This is a genomic window from Notoacmeibacter sp. MSK16QG-6, assembly GCF_024158145.1.
GTDB lineage: Bacteria > Pseudomonadota > Alphaproteobacteria > Rhizobiales > Rhizobiaceae > Notoacmeibacter.
The window spans coordinates 1-17866 of the sequence record NZ_JAMYXM010000005.1 but is presented as its reverse complement, the minus strand read 5'-3'; the positions used below and the strand labels follow the sequence as shown (position 1 = coordinate 17866).

At 63.7% G+C, this 17866-nt stretch carries 12 protein-coding genes; all 12 read left to right on the top strand.

Annotated features, from left to right (window positions below):
* Positions 1-141 precede the first annotated feature (141 nt).
* Positions 142-573, top strand: a complete 432-nt coding sequence (locus tag NIM86_RS13790) for a DUF6041 domain-containing protein (RefSeq protein ID WP_253382990.1) — start codon at positions 142-144, stop codon at positions 571-573.
* Positions 567-2189, top strand: a complete 1623-nt coding sequence (locus tag NIM86_RS13785; protein WP_253382989.1) for an NAD(P)/FAD-dependent oxidoreductase — start codon at positions 567-569, stop codon at positions 2187-2189. Before NIM86_RS13790 ends, NIM86_RS13785 begins: the two co-directional genes overlap by 7 nt.
* 19 nt (positions 2190-2208) lie before the next feature.
* Positions 2209-4917 (top strand): PEP/pyruvate-binding domain-containing protein, encoded by a 2709-nt coding sequence (locus tag NIM86_RS13780; protein WP_253382987.1) that lies wholly within the window; start codon positions 2209-2211, stop codon positions 4915-4917.
* 31 nt (positions 4918-4948) lie between these two features.
* Positions 4949-7381, top strand: a complete 2433-nt coding sequence (locus NIM86_RS13775) for a hypothetical protein (RefSeq protein ID WP_253382986.1) — start codon at positions 4949-4951, stop codon at positions 7379-7381.
* Between the two features lies 1 nt (position 7382).
* Positions 7383-9920, top strand: coding sequence for an aminotransferase class III-fold pyridoxal phosphate-dependent enzyme (locus NIM86_RS13770; RefSeq protein WP_253382985.1), 2538 nt, complete (start codon positions 7383-7385; stop codon positions 9918-9920).
* 8 nt (positions 9921-9928) lie between these two features.
* Positions 9929-10948 (top strand): methyltransferase, encoded by a 1020-nt coding sequence (locus tag NIM86_RS13765; RefSeq protein ID WP_253382984.1) that lies wholly within the window; start codon positions 9929-9931, stop codon positions 10946-10948.
* An 18-nt stretch (positions 10949-10966) separates the two neighbouring features.
* Positions 10967-11218, top strand: coding sequence for a phosphopantetheine-binding protein (locus NIM86_RS13760; protein WP_253382983.1), 252 nt, complete (start codon positions 10967-10969; stop codon positions 11216-11218).
* Between the two features lie 23 nt (positions 11219-11241).
* Entirely contained in the window at positions 11242-12897 is a 1656-nt protein-coding gene (locus tag NIM86_RS13755) for an aminotransferase class I/II-fold pyridoxal phosphate-dependent enzyme (protein ID WP_253382982.1), read from the top strand.
* The gene (locus NIM86_RS13750; RefSeq protein WP_253382981.1) at positions 12890-14500 is read left to right on the top strand and encodes an amino acid adenylation domain-containing protein; all 1611 of its coding nucleotides are present in this window, start codon (positions 12890-12892) and stop codon (positions 14498-14500) included. Before NIM86_RS13755 ends, NIM86_RS13750 begins: the two co-directional genes overlap by 8 nt.
* Positions 14497-16980, top strand: a complete 2484-nt coding sequence (locus NIM86_RS13745; RefSeq protein WP_253382979.1) for a polyketide synthase — start codon at positions 14497-14499, stop codon at positions 16978-16980. The genes NIM86_RS13750 and NIM86_RS13745 overlap by 4 nt, the downstream gene beginning before the upstream one ends.
* Complete coding sequence (locus NIM86_RS13740) at positions 16971-17285, top strand: hypothetical protein (protein ID WP_253382978.1); 315 nt, start codon at positions 16971-16973, stop codon at positions 17283-17285. Before NIM86_RS13745 ends, NIM86_RS13740 begins: the two co-directional genes overlap by 10 nt.
* 2 nt (positions 17286-17287) lie before the next feature.
* Positions 17288-17866: 4'-phosphopantetheinyl transferase superfamily protein (locus NIM86_RS13735; protein ID WP_253382977.1), on the top strand; the 579-nt coding region annotated here is incomplete at its 3' end.

Genomic DNA, 17866 nt, shown 5'->3' with positions numbered 1-17866 from the left:
TCATCGACTTGCAGGAAACCTACCGATTTCGGCAGTAGGAGCGAGCCGCGTTTTCCATAGTCTCCGCGCCGAGTTCGACGCCGCCAATTCGTATCGGTTTCACGCTGCGAATTGCGGGAGTTCAGGGGTGGGGATGACGCGATGGCAACCGGTCGTCGATATGATTGGGTGGACTATGCCCGGCTCGCATCCGGCGCGCTGTGCCTGGCTGCCGGCATCGCCAAGGCCTTTCCGCAAATCGAGGACGTTGCCGAGACGCTCCGCCAGATGGCGCAGGCGAATGAAGGCACTGCTCTCGCGCCGCTCAGCAATCTTATCGCCGACAATCTGACGGCGACGATCTGGCTTGTCGCCATCGCTCTGGCCGCATCCGGTCTCGCCTTCCTGTTCAACCGGTTCGTCGTGCCGGCAGCGCTCGGCCAACTGGTTATGTTTTCGCTCTTCATGACGCTGCTGTTCCGGTTCCAGCCGGCCATCATCGCCATCGACCTGCCCTTCATCGCGGTCGACCTGCTCGTGCTGCAGCGCGCCTTTCAACGCCGCCACGGTTTGGGGAGCGCGCAAAAATGCTAGCCGATCCGGATTCGATCCACACCGAAGCCCCGCGCCAAGACGCTGGGGACCGACCTCGCCTCGTCGTGGTCGGCGCGGGGCTTGCCGGGCTCAGCGCGGCGCTCGACCTGCACGATCGCGGCGCAAGAATCGATATTCTCGAAGCATCGGAAGAACCCGGTGGAAACGCTTGGTACGAGACGTGGCGCGATATCAGGCAGCCGACAGCCGGCTCCTGTTTCCGCGCGCCGCTGCCCGGCGGCCATGTCGAGCGACTGCTCGAACGGTTCGATCTGGCAACGGATTGGCGCTCGACCGGCTCCGCCATGCAGGTCCTGTTCCGGACCGGCGCCCTTCTCGGCAATCTGCACGAAGTGAGCGCGGCTCTTCTGCGTCATCCGTCATGGCTGCTGAAGCCGAAGGTTTGGGGCCTGACCGGCGGATTGCTGGCGGCGGCGCTGACCGGTCGCCCTCTCGTCCCCGCCGCAAAGGCGCTCGGCGAGCCGATTTTCACCGAACTCTATCGCTTTCTCGACCGTCTAGGTCCCGGCAAGGGTCGCTTTCCGGCCGTGCCATGGACGCCCGATTGCGGCATTGCCCGCGCCGAGATGGAAGCGCTCGACAGGATGACCATCGGCCAGTTCCTGTTCGAGCCGTCCACCGCCCGGCAATTGTCGGAAGACCTCCAGCCACCGCGCCGTCTCGGCCGCCTCGTCAGGCTCGCCGTGACTACGACACTGGAGGTCGAGGGACTGCTGCTCGACAACTGCTCGGCCTATGTGGGTCTGCATTTTCTGGTCGGCTATCTTCACGGCGATCTGGTCGCACTGCCCGGCGGCAATGGCGCGGTGTCTAAAGCGCTTGCCGACCATCTGCAGAGCCAGCCGAACGTCACCCTCTCGACCGAAGCGCGTGTCACAGGCATCCGCGCAACGGACCGTGGCTACCGCGTGGCGTTCCAGAGCGGCAACCGGACCCGGACCATCAATTGCGACGGCGTGATCGTGGCGACGCCCAAGGAAGCGGCGCTGTCCTTCCTTCCCGATCTGCCAACCGCCCAGCGCGAAGCGATGGCCGAAATCGAATATTCGGATTACGCCATTGCGAATGCGCGGCTCAAACGACCCGTCTGGACCGACAATTTCGGCGGCTACTTCATCGGCGACAAACCCGGCAAGCTGGCCAAAACAGGCTTTTGCCGCGCTGGCGGCGTGGTCAATGCGGGCTGGCGCGCCCTGCCCGGCACCAAAGAAGCCGGCGGGCTCTCCTTCCTGAAGCCCGTCCCCCAGCGCGCCGATCAGGGCAAGCTGACAAGGACGGACGAAACGACCCTACGCGCCGAGGCGGAAGTCGAAATTCGCCGGACCCTGGCGGCCATCGGCGCCGATCCGTCCGTGCTGGAGGACGTGCGGCTTCACCTATGGCCGCACGGTCTCGTCTCGCCACGACCCGGCCAGGTCGCGGACGATCTCTTCGTTCGCGCAAGCGCGCCGTTTGGGGCAATCGCCTTCGCCAATCAGGACAGTATCGGCGTCGGTTGCCTGGAAGCCGCGATCGAAAGCGGCCAGCGCGCCGCCTCCCAACTCGCGCAGGCCATTCCGATGGCCGCGTCGAACCTCACCCGCCAGACAGGCTGAAGCCTCAAGGAGAAGACGAATGTTCGTTACGAAACTCGATGGCAATGCACAGGGGGGACGCGAAGTTCTGGGCGGCAAGGCGATGTCGCTCGACCGGATGGTGGCCGAGGGCATGCCCGTCCCGGAAGCGTTCTGCATCACGACCGAAGCCTTTGCGCACTTTCTTGAGAAGAACGGGCTGGATAAGCCCGGCCTCGATAATCTTGCCAGTGCGATTGTCAGAGGCGTCATGCCGGCGGATCTGGAACAGCAATTGCGCGCGATCTGCGACGAACTGGGCGACGCGCCGGTTGCGGTCCGCTCTTCCGCCGCTGCCGAGGATTCCGACCAGAGTTCCTATGCCGGCCAGTTTCTGACCCGTCTGAACCTGCGCGGGGCCGATGCGATCATCGCCGCGGTCAAGGAATGCTGGGCCTCGCTCTTCGCCAATCACGCGCTCAGCTATGCAACGAAGCGCGAGGAAAGCTGCGCAAAGCCAGCCATCGCGGTCGCGGTGCAGCGCATGGTCGATGCCGATGTAGCGGGCGTTCTTTTCACCATCGATCCGATGGGCGAAAACGATGACTGCATGCGCATCGAAGCGGCATGGGGCGTCGGCGAAGGGCTGGTGTCCAGCCAGGTCAGCACCGACAGCTTCATCGTCCGCCGCGACGATCTAAGCCTTGCGTCCAAGGTGATCCGGGGCAAGGCGATGTCCACACTTTGCCAGCCGGATGGCGGCATCGCACTGGTCGAGACCGATGAAGACAAGATCGACGCGCCGACACTGACCGCCGCACAGGTCCACGCGCTGGCGGAAATGGCAAAGCGCTTGTCGGCCAGCGAGTCCTATCGGGGTCAGGAACTGGATATCGAGTGGGCGATGCATCGCGGCAAATTATGGATCCTGCAAGCCCGCCCGATCACCACGGCCAGAGCGGAGACGGACAAGGTCTATGCCGATACCGAAGAGACCGATCCGGTGCGTCGCGACAACGCGCTTTTCTCGCGGATGGATACCGGCGAGATCGTCACGGGGCTGATGTCGCCGCTGGGTCTTTCCTTCTGCCGGTTCTACCAGAACGAAATTCACGGTCCCGCGGTCAAGACGATGGGCCTGCGCAAGATGATGGCGCCGCATACCTTCATGGGCTATGTGCGCGGCCACGTCTATCTCAACATCTCGGCCTCGGCGCATATGCTCACGCAATGCCCGCCGACGCGCGATCCGCTCAAATTCACAACGCGATACGCGACCGACGAGGTCGATCTCGACACCTATCGCAATCCTTACGGAACGCCGCCCAAGGGTCTCGATTACGGGTTGAGCGCGACCTATTGGACCGGTCGTCAGGTCTATAATCTGACGACGGCCGAGCGGACCGCCAAAAAGATGGAGCAACAGCGCCGTCGCCGCACCGAGCACGCACTTGGGCTGGACCTTTCGGCCATGACCCGCGAGGAGCTGAACAGCGAACTGGAGCGGATCGACACCGCCTTCCGCGACGCCTGCGCCGCTTATATGCCATTCTTCCTGCAGAGCTTCGCGCTCTACGATGCGCTGGCCGAAAAATGCGAGACGCTGTTCCAGGGCAAGGGCAATGGCCTGCAGAACCGCATCAAGGCATCTCTCAACAATCTGCGGACGATCGAGGTCACGCGCGGCATATTGAACCTGGCTGAGACGGTTCGTCAGAAGCCCGCGCTGGCGCGGATCATAAAAGCGACCCCGACCGACGAGATCGTCGAGACCCTGCGCCAGAGCGAGGACGGTCGCGCTTTTCTCGATACCGACTTCGCCGCTTTCCTGAAGGAGTTCGGCGCACGCGGTCGTCAGGAATTCGAACTGACCATCCCCCGCTGGGCCGATGACCCACGCTACATCTTCGACGTGATCCGGCTCTATCTCGTCAACGAGGTCGAGCTGGAAAAGAAGATGGCCGACAGCGAGGCCGAGCGCGGCAGCGAAACCGAGCGTCTGCTCGCCACACTTCCATCCAAAGAACGGTTCGGGCTGAAATTCATCATTCGTTCCTACGCCAAGATGGCCGATCTACGGGAACGCGTCCGCCCTGCCTTCATCGCCGAGACGTGGTTCTACCGCCGCATCATCGTGGAAATGCTGGAACGGCTGGAACGGCGCGGTGTGCTGAAGGTCTCCGACTTTCCCTACATCGATTTCAACCGGTTCCGCGACTATATGGCGGGCCGCATGGATGAGCAGGAAGCCTTCAGCCGCGAGCTGATCTTCAAAAACCGGCGCGAAAACCTCATCAATCTGCGTAGCGAAGAGCCGCCGATGAGCCTGATCGGAGGTTACGTGCCGAAGCCAGCCTCGGCCGTGCCCGCCATGGACAATGACGGTCAGGTCAAGGGCCTCGGCGCCAGCCCCGGGGTCGTGGTCGGCCCCGCCCGCGTCATCACCGATCTGCCCAAGCAGGCGATCAAGTTTCGCAAGGGCGAAATCCTTGTCGCCCGCTTTACCGACGCCTCCTGGACGCCGCTTTTCACACTGGCTGCGGGCGTCGTGACTGACATCGGCTCCGCCCTGTCCCACAGCTCGATTGTGGCGCGCGAATTCGGCATTCCGGCGGTGGTGAACACACGCATCGCAACGGCCCGCATCCGCACCGGCGACATCGTCACCATCGATGGCGACAGCGGAATCGTCAGCTTCGAATCCTGCCAGGAAAACGAAGCCCCCGCCGCCATGCCTGAAGAAGTCGAACCTGCGGCCGCCACGGCCTGAAACGCTTTCCTGCCTGTCTGGAGTCCGGAAAATGGATGTCTGCGTCAGCATTATCGTCGTCACGCGCAACGCCGACTTCTTCCAGGCGGGCGCGTCGGTGATTTCCGATTTGCAGGATGCCCTGTTTGACGAAGTCACCATCGATAGCGACTGGGATGTGCCGCTGGCTGCAATGCCGGAGCCCGGTCCGCACTATCTGAAGGTTCGCGACCGGGCGATGCGTTTCATCAAGGGCGGAGAGGACCGGATTTCGCTGCACGTGGTGCAGGCTCCGAGCCTTCCCAATGCAGTCGACAGGCTGGCTTCGGTGCAGCGGAACCGTGACGTCCACCATGTCGGCATGGCCTATGTTGACTATTCCGGCCCCTATCATGCGGAACGGTCGATGGCGGAGATCGACCGGGACTTGCGTGATTTTTACGCCGCGCTGCGCGAACGCCGCGTGACCGCATTCGAAACCCCGTCCTCAACCGCCGTCTTCCAGCCGCAGCAGCCCCTGCCCTATCAGGTCCATCCGTTGAATTTCATCCGGTGCGTGCTGCCAAGCGATCCAGACATACTGCGCGCGCAGCTTCTGTGTCTGTGGATGGATTTCTACGAACTCAGCCTCGTCAACCGTCGCATCCGCGCCGGCGACCGGGCCAAACCGACAAGCGCGCTGGCCGATCTGATCGGCAACTTCCTCGATGAACGGACGGACCGGCGCTGGACGCTGCAATATTACACGGGCTCGCTCGTCTCCAGCCTGATCTCGGCATTCGAGACACTGGCGGAAGAGCGCGGCATCCCCGTTCTGCGGGGGCCGAGCGAGCATTCTCTGGCCTGTGGCGCGATGGCCAACTGGCAGCTCTACGAAATGCCCTCCGTCACCATCATCACATCGGGCATGATCGATGAGTTTCGCGGCACATTGGCCAATCTGTGCGAAGCGCGCGCACGCGGCTTCGTGATCTGCGCAGAGCAGAAGCCGGCGCAGTGGTACGCCTTTCAGTCGACCATCACGCCGGAGAACGACAGCCGAGAAATGTTGCGCGCCCGGCGCATCCCTTATGTCTATCTCGACGATCCCGCCGACCTGCAACGTGGGGTCGAACGCGCGCTGCGCCTCTATGACGAAAGCCTCGGCCCGGTCTTCATTCTGGCGACGCAACAGGTGCTGAACGTCAAGGCGGCCGAGAAGACAACGGCCGAAGCGCCCTCCTTATCCGTGCCTGCCCTGTCGAAGCCTGACGAGAGCACGCTCGTCCCGCTCGTCGAACTCATCAATTCGGGGCCGTCCCGGCTACTCCTCCAGCCTGGCAGGTTGCGGCCGGAGACGATGCGCCTGCTGGTCTCGATCGCAGACCGGGCGGGTATCGCGCTGGTCGATAGCATCATCCATCCCGGCACGGTGCCGACACATCTCGATGGCGCGCCCTGCCCCAACCATCTTGGAACACTCAGCGTCTACGGTTTCAGCGACGCGGTGTACCGCTTCCTGCATCGCGACGGCCGCATCGCACCCCGCGACAGCCAGGCGCTGATCTTTCTGGGCGACAAGATTTCCCAGGTCGTTACACCCTTCACCGAGGCCAAACTACACCGGCAGTTTCAGATCGCGCAGGTGATCGACGAGCCGGGCCTGATCGCTCCCTTCGCGGATATCGCGCTGGTCGCCGATCCGCATGAGGCGCTTCTGGCGCTGGAAAGCCGTCTCGACGTGCCGCCCGATCTGCGCGCCAAAAGGCTGGCCGCCATCGCCGCCGCACGCGACGGACATGAAGATCTTTCGAGCTGCCTGCCCTCACTGCCGATGACGCCAAACTACTTCTTCGGCGCACTCGGGCGTCTGCTGACCGATATGATCGAGCGCGAGGGTTACGATTTCACCGGGCTTTACGATGTCGGACGCTGCGGCGTCTCGGCAATCCGAAACCTGCCGAAAACCCGCACCGGCTTTTCGGGCTGGTACGGGCGGGCGCTGATGGGCGATGCCTATATGGCGACGCTGGCATTGGCACGGACCTGCCCGACCGATCTGCTGACCTTTGCGGGAGATGGCGCACGCGCCCTGGTCCCGGACATCCTTCCGAGCCTTCTGGAGAACGCCCTGTCGAGCGGGCCGCGACGCGACCGGACAATCTCGATTTTCGTGCTGTCCAATAGCGGCCTGTCGGCGATCAATTCCTATCAGGAGCGCATCCTTTTCAACCGAACGTCGCGGCAGATGCGCGTCCTCAACATCGCCACCCCGGAATCGGACCGGGATATGTGCGGCTATCGCGTCGTCACCCGCACCATCGACCTGTTCGACCGCGAAGCCATGCAGCGCGCCCTTCGAACACGCGGACGCATCAATCTGTTCACCGTCAATCTGGCTCATAACAATGAAGGCGATGGGATGTCGCTCGCCCACGTGAATGGCTGGCAGCAGCACCAGCAGGCGCGGCCAAAGCCGATGCGCGTCGCGCGGGAGGGCATCTGACATGCGCTTCGGTTTCATCGCCCATCCCACCTCGCCGCCTCTTAAACGCTACGTCAAAATGCTCGACCTGGTGCAGCGCAGTTCGCACGATTTTCAGTCCGGCTATTCGCGCGATCTATGGTCACGCAGCAATCTCGTTCCGTTCATGAATTTCGACAGGGTCGTCAGCGCAAACGGCTCTGAGGCGAAGGGCGAAGTCCGCTATCTGCCGCTCACCGCCGAGGAGATGCTGAAAGACCCGTCCGGCAGTCTGCGTCGGGTGATCGAGGGCGCGGAGGCCTATGCCAGCGAAGGGGTCGATATTGTCGGGCTCGGCGGCTTCACCTCCATCGTCGGACGCCGCGGCGCCGATGTCGCGGCGGCCAGCCCCGTGCCGGTGACGAGCGGCAACTCGCTGACCGCCTATGCCGGCTATCGCGCGCTTTGCCAGGTTCTCGACTGGATGGAGCTTCGGCCGAGCGACCACCGCGTCGCAATCGTAGGCTATCCCGGCTCCATCGCTCTGGTCATCGCGCGGCTACTGCTTGAGGAAGGCCTCGAACTGGACCTCGTCCACCGCCCCGGAGCCAGCGCTGAGGACATGCTCGAGCATCTGCCGGAGCGCTGGCATAACAGGGTACGGCTCAGCGGCGATATCGGCGATTTCTACGGCGAGGACCGGCTCTTCATCGCCGCCACATCGGCGGGCGGCATTATCGATCCCAGCCGTCTTCTGCCGGGTTCTATCGTGATCGATGTCGCCCTGCCCCGCGACGTTTCGGAACACGATGCGGCGACGCGCGACGACATTCTAATTGTCGATGGCGGCTGCGTCACCGCCTCGGACAAGGTGCGGATGGGCGGGGAGTCGCTGAACCTTTCCATCAAGCAGCAGCTCAATGCCTGCCTTGCCGAGACGATGATCCTGGCGCTCGAACAGCGCGCCGAAATCTATTCGATCGGTCGCACGCTCGAAACCGAGAAGGTGTTGGCCATCGGCGAGATCGCACAGCGCCACGGCTTTGCGCCCGATCCGCTCGCTTCCTATGGCAGGCGCGTCGAGCCGGCCCACGTCGCCAGCCTTCGCCGCTATCACTGCAACGGCCATCGGTTGAACGGCAGCTCACCAGTCCCCTCCCCTTCGGCTGGCGATCTGCGCTCGCGCGAACATCACGATACGGCGCTCCGTTTCCGTCGCCATATCAATCCCTATCTGGCGGATTTCCTCCAGATGCTCCATTGCGACCGGGTTTTCGAAAAGGCAAAGGGCGCCGTGCTGACCGATACGGAAGGGCGCGACTATCTCGATTTCGTGGCCGGCTATGGCTGCCTCAATCTCGGCCACAACCCGCCCGCCATCACCGGCGCGCTCCAAAACTTCCTGTCAGGCGACAATCCCAATTTCGTGCAATATGTCTCTTTCCCGAAGCAGACCTCGCTTCTGGCCGAGAGATTAAGCGCGCGGGTCGGCGGCGGTCTGGAGCGCGTCTTCTTCTCCAATTCCGGCACCGAAGCCGTCGAGGCGGCGCTGAAGCTCGCCCGCGCCGCTTCGCCGCATAACCGCATCGTGCACGTCCATAACAGCTATCACGGCAAGACGCTCGGCGCGCTCTCCGTGACCGGGCGGGACAAACACCAGCGCTTTTTCCGACCGCTCGTGCCAGGCGTGGAGGCTGTGCCTTTCGGCGATCTGGATGCCATCGAGGATGCACTACGGGGTGGCGATGTCGCCGCGCTGATCCTGGAGCCGATTCTCGGCGAAGGCGGCGTTCACGTTCCGCCAGAGGGCTATCTGAAAAGCGCGCGCACTCTTTGCGACCGCTACGGCGCATTTCTCATTCTCGATGAGATACAGACCGGCATGGGCAGGACAGGCCGCTTCCTCGCCAGCGAATGGGAGGAGGTGCAGGCCGACATATTGTGCCTTTCGAAATCGCTTTCCGGAGGCCTGATGCCGATCGGCGCGACGCTAACGCGAGCCGACATCTGGGATCGCGCCTATGGAACAAGCGACCGCTTTCTGGCCCACAGCTCCACATTCGGCGGCGGAAACATGGCAGCGACGGCGGCGCTCGCCACGCTCGACGCGTTCGAGGACGGCGCGATCATCGCCAATGCGCTCGATGTCGGCGAATCCCTTCGCACGCGGCTTGGCGAAGTCGCCGCCAATTTTCCCTTCATCGGCGAAATACGCGGCAAGGGCATGATGCTGGCGGTGGCGTTCGAAAGCGATTTCAGCGGCGCGGTGGCTGCCGGCGCGCATGAATTCGCAACACGCCTGCCGGGCGACTGGCACATGACGTGGAAATTTCTGCCGGACCAGATCCGCCAGAACCTGCTGGACGCCATGCGCCAGTTCGAAGGCACGCTCGGCGAAATGTTCTGCATGCGGTTCGTAACGAAGCTGGCGCAGGATCACGCGATCCTCACTTTCCTGACCGCCAACAGTTCCACCGTCATCCGCCTTCAGCCGCCGCTGATCCTCACACACGAGCAGGCCGGCCGCTTCGCCACGGCCTTCGAAGAAACATGCCGCGATATGTCAACGTTCCTGAATTGAGAGTGCCCATGGAAAACAACCTTGCGCGGGTTGGCGAGACCATCCTGTCCTTCTTCAACGCCCAGGCGCTCATCGCTGCCTTCGAACTCGGCATCTTCGACGCTATTGGCGATGGCGGAGCGAGCGAAGCGGAGATCTGCGAGCGCTGCGGCCTGGCCGAGAGCTCCGGGCGGCAAATGCTGATCGCTCTCAGCGCACTCGGCTTCGTAATCCGTGACGGCGAGCACTATCGTCTGGCGCCGGGCATGGAAGCCTGTCTGCGCCGGGACGGATCGCAATATCTCGGCACGCTGGCGCGCCACGCCAACAAGTTCCTCTATCCGCTTTGGAGCCGCTGCGCCGATGCAGTGCGGCAGGACAGCAACCAGCGCGCAGCGGTGTTCAACGACAGCCGTGACTGGTTCGACATCCTCTATTCTGACCCAGAGGACGTAGCTGACTTTCACGCCTTCCTCAGTGTGTTGGCCGATCCTTTCGTCGAAAGCTTCGTCAAGGGCTACGATTTCAGCCGTCACAAAGGCTTTCTGGATATTGGATCGGGCCGCGCCGCGCTGCCGGCCAAGGTCATCGCAGCGCACCCGCACATGACCGCCGCCGTTTGCGATCTGCCGGAAGCCGCGCGTCATATGCGGCAGGAACTGTCCGCCGCCGGACAACTCGACCGGATCGCCGTCTATGAGGGCGACGTGATCGCCGGCGATCTGCCCGACATTCATGAAGACCTCGTCCATATGGGCTGGATGCTGCACGATTACGGCGTCGAGACCCAAAAGCGCATCCTTTCCAATATCTTCGCCGCCCTGCCTTCCGGCGCCACCTTCATCGCCAGCGAGACGCCGCTTCTCGACGATCAGGCTGGCCCGGCCTTCGTCGCGCTTCTGTCTCTGAACATGCTCGTCTCGTCCGACGGCGGCATCGAAAGCACCTGCGCCGAATATCTGGAACGCTTCCGCCAGGCTGGCTTCGCAAATGTGCGCGCCATGCCGCTGGAAGGCCCACGCACCTTGCTCATTGGCGAGAAACCCTGACCAGGAGACCGACAAGCCATGGAAAAGAAAATTCTTTCGCTTCTCAACGAGAATTACGCGCTGGGCCTTGAGGAACAGCTCTCGCTCGACACGCCCCTGCTGGAACTCAACATTCTGGATTCCAGTACATTTTTCGACCTCATCGAAATCATTCAGGCCGAGTTTGGCGTCACCGTGCCGCTGACCGAGATCAAACCCGACAATTTCGCCAGTGCCCGCGCCATCGTGCGGATGACCAACGATCTTCTGGCCCCCAGCGCCGCTGCCTGAACCACCGCACACGGAGACAAGAGATGACCGACACTCAGATGACGCTCCAGAACACGCAGTTCGACGACGCCCTGGCCCTGACGCTTTACGTCGTACAGCAGCAGACCGGCTACCCGCTGGACCAGCTTGCGGCCGACGCCGAATTCGAGACCGATCTTGGCATCGACAGCATCGTCCAACTGGAAATCACAGCCGATCTTCTGGCCCGGTGCGGATTGCCCGCAGATAGCGGCAAGCTTTCCGGCGCCGCCTCGATCGACGAGTTGGCGCGCAAGCTCGCCCGCGCGCTCGATGGCCGCCCCGTCCCCGCGCCGCCCACGGCAAAGGGCCAGGGCAAGACGGCTACGGACGGCGAACTTCTCGACATGCTTCTGAAGACGCCGCACAAAGCGCCGAAGGAGACGCCGACATTTCCTGCGCCGACGGCCGAAACGCGCACCATGCGCGACTTCGCCGACATGCCGCACCGCGACCTGTTTCATAAGGTCGAGGCATTCGATGCATTCTACAAAACCCAGCGCGACGTCGGTTTCTACTGGTACGGCATGCCGCTCGAAGGTCCGTGCCAGAACCGTGCGGTGATCCATGACGAGGTCAGCGGCCTACGCACCGAATTTCTGATGTTTGCGTCCAACAACTATCTGGGCCTGGCGAACGACCCGCGCGTGATCGAAGCGATCCGCGATGCGGCCAGCCGCTACGGCGCGACCAATACGGGCTGCCGCCTGATCGGCGGCTCGAACGTGCTGCACAAGGAGTTGGAACGTAAACTCGCCGAACTGAAGGGCACCGAGGATTCGATCGTCTTTCCGTCCGGCTATTCAGCCAATGTCGGAACGATCTCAGCGCTGATGGGAAGCCGGGATATCGTCTTCACCGACGCCCTCAACCATATGAGTATTCAGGATGGCTGCAAGCTTTCCGGCGCGTCGCGGCGTATCTATCAGCACACCACCGGCGCGCTCGAACGGGCGCTGGAGCGCAGCGCCGACGCCGATGGGGGGCGGCTGATCGTCACCGATGGCGTCTTCTCCATGCATGGCGACATCGTCGATCTGCCCCGCGTGGTGGAACTGGCGCGCAAATACGACGCCAAGGTGCTTGTCGACGATGCGCATTCGACCGGCGTCCTCGGCAAGACCGGCTCCGGCACCAGCGAGCATTTCGGCCTGAAGGGCCAGATCGATCTGGAACTCGGCACCTTCTCCAAAACCCTCGCCGGTGTGGGCGGATTTGTCGCTGCGCGCGCCGATGTGGTCGAATATCTGCGGTTCTACGCCAATTCCTACGTCTTCGCCGCCACCATTCCCGCCCATGTCGCCGCAGGGCTGATCGCTTCCATCGACATCATGAAGTCAGAGCCGCAACGCATCGAGACGCTGTGGCGCAATATCGGTCACCTGAAGAGCAAACTGCTCAAGGCCGGCTTCGATCTTGGAGAAACGCAAAGCGCGATACTGCCTATCGTTATCGGCGACGACCGCAAGACGCTGGAAATGGGCCGCGCGGTGCGGGCGCGCGGTATGTTCTGCCAGACGGTCGTCTTTCCGGGCGTGGCGGTAGGCGATGCGCGGCTGCGGATTTCCGTGACATCCGAGCATACGCTGGAGGATCTGGATCTGGCCGCGCAGATCGTCGTCGACAGCGCCGAAGAGGTCGGAGTGCAAACCCATGTCTGACCTCTCTTATTTCGCCGTGATCGACGGCCTGCGTGAGAGCGCCTCGCGCTTTCCAGACGCCCCCGCCCTCCTCGGCCCGGACACGGTAAGCTATGGCTCGCTCCATCGGCAGGCTTGCCGGATCGCGGCGCGCATCCAGCAAGCGGGCGTCAAACCCGGCGCCCGCATGGCGATCTGGACGTTGAAGGGGAACGACTTCATCGCGGCGATCTGGGGCGCGCTGGAAGCGGGGCTGGCCTATGTCCCGCTCGACCCTTGCCAACCGAGCGCGCGGGCGGCTCAAATCCTCCGGGAGGCCGATCCGGAGGTCATGGTGGCGCATCCCGACCTCCTCTCCCACCTGCCCGGCGCATTGCCGGACAGCCTTCGCCTCGTGCTGTTTGCCGATGGCGAGACGACCCAGACGACGCCTGGGCTGCCGGTGTCTTCCGACCGCCTCGGTTCACTTCCCGATGCGCCGCACGAGCCGTTCTCGCCGCTTCCCGACACGGTGGCGACGGTTCTCTTTACCTCCGGCTCGACCGGCGTGCCGAAAGGCGTTCAGCTCTCCTATCGCAATCTCCATGCCTTTGTCGGCTGGGCCGTCGGCGAGTTCGACCTGAAGGCCGATGACGTGATCGCCAATCACGCCAGCTTCCATTTCGATCTGTCGACCTTCGACCTTTTCGCCGCCGCGAGAGTGGGCGCCGCCGTCTGGCCGATCCCGACGCCTCAGCAATCCAACATCGCCGCGATTTCGGAAGGCATCGGCCGATATGGCGTAACGACAATCTACGCCGTTCCGTCCATCCTGACGATGCTGACCCGCGCGAAACTGCTCGGGCCGGATGTCGCGCCGTCCCTCCGCCGGGTGTTGTTCGCCGGTGAGGTGTTCCCGATCTTCGATTTGCAGGCCATGGCGGCGCAACTGCGAGAGAGCTGCGCGCTCTACAATCTCTACGGCCCGACGGAAACGAATGTCTGCACTGCCCATCGCGTGACCGACGCCGACCTTGCACGGGATCAATCGGTGCCGATCGGCAGGCCGCTACCGGGCCAGACCGCCCATATTTTGGACCCCGAAACCCGGCTGCCGGTGGCAGAGGGGGCGAAAGGCGAACTGGTCATTGAGGGATCGCTGGTCACGCCCGGTTATCTCAACGTAGCCGACGAAACCATCAGGACCAGCCACCGCACCGGGCGGCACGCCACCGGCGATATCGTCTCGTCTCGCGATGGCGTTCTGCACTATCACGGACGCATCGACCGCATCGTCAAGATGCAGGGCAACCGGGTGGAACTCGGCGAAATCGAGGCGGCAATCGTGCGCCACCCTGCCGTCCGCCAGGCTGCCACCATTCATATAAGCGGGCCGCGCGGCAGCGATCTCGTCGCTTTCGTTTCCTGCGAAGCCGGCAGGTCGCCGCCAAGCGCGATCGAACTCCTCAACCACCTCCGCTCGCTTCTGCCCCGCTATATGCTGCCGCGCCATTTCAAGATCATGTCCACACTGCCGCTCAATCCCAATGGCAAGATCGACATGCGGCAACTGACCCGCATCGCCGAGGACCAGTTCCTTCGCGCCCCAGAGCAGCGCAGGTTGGAGGAGGCGGAAGACGCATGAACGCCATGCCTCGGGAGCCTCTCGCCATTGTCGCGGCCGCTCATTATCGCCCGGCGGAGATGGCGCCGTTTCCGCCGCACCGGCTGGCCAGATGCGCGCCGGGGGTGGCTCGAAGGGCGGCCAATGTGCAGGCGCGGCTGCTCGGACCGGCCCCGGTCCCGGCTTCGGCCTTTCGCATTCCGCCGATCTTCGAACGGGCGGTCTCCGCGCTGACCTTGAACCTTCTGTCGCTGACGCGCGAGGCGATGAGCGGGAGCGCCAAGGAAGCGGCGTTCCGGTACGATCCGGACCGCACGGACGTCATTGTCGGGGTATGCGGCGGTTTCGACGCGACATTGCGAAATGCGCTGAAGGTCGCCGGCGTCTCCGCGCTTAGCGGGTCCGACGCCGAAACCATCGTTCGCAAGAAGCGGCTGCTTCAAACGCATTTTGGATCGACCACCCACGATAAGGTCGGCGAGATGGCCAGCATCATTGCCGCGCGGATCGGGCTGGAGGTCGGCGCGCATGGCCGCATCCTCGCGCTGGAAAGCGCCGAGGCAACGACATTCGCCTCGTTCGAGACGGCAGCGCTCGGCCTCCATTCGGGTGCGTCGGACACGGTCTTCGTTGCTGTAGGCCAGCGTTTCGAGGGCGCTCATATGGCGTTGGCTCTGGCCGATGCGATTGGAGCGGGCATCCCTCTGATCGAAGGCGCGAGCGTCTTCGTCCTGAGGAGGCTCGATAACGCGCGCCGCGACAACGACCCCATCCTCGCGGTGATCGATGGTTTCGCAAGCCGCCAGTCCGACCCATCTGGCCGGGATGCGGGGAACGACGGGGCCGATTTGCAGACGCTCATCGAAGCGCTTCCCGCCGACCGGGTGCAAGCCGCCTGCCCCGCCAGCGCCGAAGCGCTGAACCTGCCATCGCCCGAAGGTTTCGGACTGGCGCATGCCGGCGCCGGGGCTTTGGAAAACGCCTTGTCATCCCTCGCTGACGGCCAGTCGGCCACGATTGTCGGCCGCAGCCTTTACGGGCGAGGTTGGGCATTTCGCTTACGCGGCCCCGCACCCTGGCAAGAGAGTGCGCCTGTCAGCGCCGACCTGGCTGCTTCGGCTATTCGGGAGCGCGTCGCCATTGTCGGGCTGGGCGCCAGCTACGGCCCGTTCATAGGACGTGAAGCGGTGCTGGATGCCTTCAAGGCCGGCCGCGACGGCATCGGTCCCCTGAGCGAGAATGCGCTGCCGCGCCAAACCTGTTTCGACCGGAACAAGGCTATCCCCCTCTCCAGCTATGCAGAGATCGGCGGCGAGTTGCGTCCGGCTGAACAAAGCGGCGTGTCTGGTGGGCAAGGCGCCGGGACCGCAGCTGACGCTTGCCAAAGCCTCGCCTTCGCGGTCGCGAGCGAAGCTCTTGATCAAAGTGGCAGGGCGGCAGGGCAAAAATCGCCATCCCCGCAACGCTGGCTTGTCGTTGTGGCGACGCAGTTATGCACCGGCGCGGAGCGGCAATATTCCAATATCTGCCATCAGGCGGAACTCGCCTCCGTTCTTCACCTTGCCGAAAGCGACACTCCCTCCCCGACAATGCCGCTTGCCGGCCTCCTGCCCGCCGAAACGGCCAGGCGGCTCTCCGCCGAATTTGGACTGAACGCGCCCGGCATTGCCGTTGAAAGCGCCTGCGCCTCGTCACTGGCGGCGCTCGACATCGCCATGCGGCAATTGCAACTCGGCCTTTGCGACGCGGCGCTCGTCGTGGCGGCTGAACTTCCCAACAATCCGCGCGATCTGACGCTGTGCTCGGCGCAGCGCATGTTGTCGAGCGAACGTATCTCGCCCTTCACCGAAGAGGCCGACGGTTTTTCGCCCGGAGACGGCGCGGGCGCGGTGGTGTTGCAACGGCTTTCGGATGCGCAGGCGGGACAGGCCAACATTCTCGGTGTCATCCGTGGCATCGGCGGCTCGTCGGACGCCATTTCCTTCACTGCGCCCGATCCGCGCGGCCAGATCTCGGCGATGCGCCGGGCGCTGGAGGATGCCGGCATCGAACCGGCCTCCATCGGCTATGTCGAGGCCCACGGCACCGGCACGGTCCGCGGCGACCGGATCGAGATCGAGGCCCTCAACGCCGTCTATGGAGAGCCGGTCAGACATTGCGCAAGCGATCATCGGAACGGGACCGCCGCCGGCACCGGCCTCGGCTCGGTGAAATCGATGATCGGCCACAGTTTCGCCGCTGCCGGGATGGCGGGGCTGATCCGTGCGCTCTGCATGGTGGAAACGGGCCAGATCCCGCCGACAATCCTGCGCGGCCCGGTCCACCCCGATCTCGGCCTCGAACGTGGACCCTGGCGGCTCTCGGACAAGCCTCAGCCCTGGGTGGACGGTCCCGCCCCGCGCCGCGCCGCAATCAACACGCTCGGCACCGGCGGCACCAATTTTCACGCCATCGTCGAAGCCCCCCCGGCGCAACAGTTTTCGGAGACACAATGCAACTGATCGTCCACAAGATCCGGCTCCTCGCCCAATCCTATGCCGAGCGCTTCGAAAACTGGGTGCAGACGAGCGACTACGCCGCATGTCCACAGCTGCCGAGCGTCGTCTCGTTCTCCGTTCAACGCGCCGATCCGGGTGCCGATTTCGACTATTTCGAAGTGATCACCGTGACATCGCTCGAAGCCTTCGAGAAAGACATGCGGACCGATGTTTTCGACAGCCTCGTCGCGGCCTTTTCCGACATGGCCGAGGTCCAGGAGGAGATCATCGGCACTCGGCTCGGCGAAGGCTACGTACGGTCGTCCTGACAATGCCGACCGCGCCCGTCCTTTCGCAAATTCGGCTCGGCGGCCGAACCGTCTTCCTGCTGAACTTCGCCGGCGGGACGGCGAGGGCGCTGGAGACACACGCCTGCGACATCCTCTCTCACGACGAACTGACGCTGTGGCGGAGCTATCCGCTCGCCCGAAAGCGTCATGAATGGCTGGCGGGACGGATGGCCGCCAAGGCCGCGCTTCAGGCCGACCGGCTGGAGCGAGGATTGGAGCCGCTACCGCTTCGGTCACTGCCGGTCTTGCCGGACGGTGGGCGCAGCGGGCCGGTCCGTTCCCCGCTGGATGGCTGTCTGACCATCTCGCACTCCGGCGCGATGGCGGGGGCGGCCCTTTCGGATACGCCCATCGGCATCGACATCGAGCGCCTGCGGACCTTCACTCCCGCCGTAGTCCAGCAATTTGTTTCGCCCGCGGAGTCGCGTCGGCTTGGTCCCTGCCCTGCCGACGATCCCCGACTGACGCTGCTCTGGAGCGCCAAGGAGGCGGTGCTGAAAGCGCGGCGGGCGCGAAACCTGACCGAAATCCGCCAGATCGAATGGCGGGGATGGAACGGC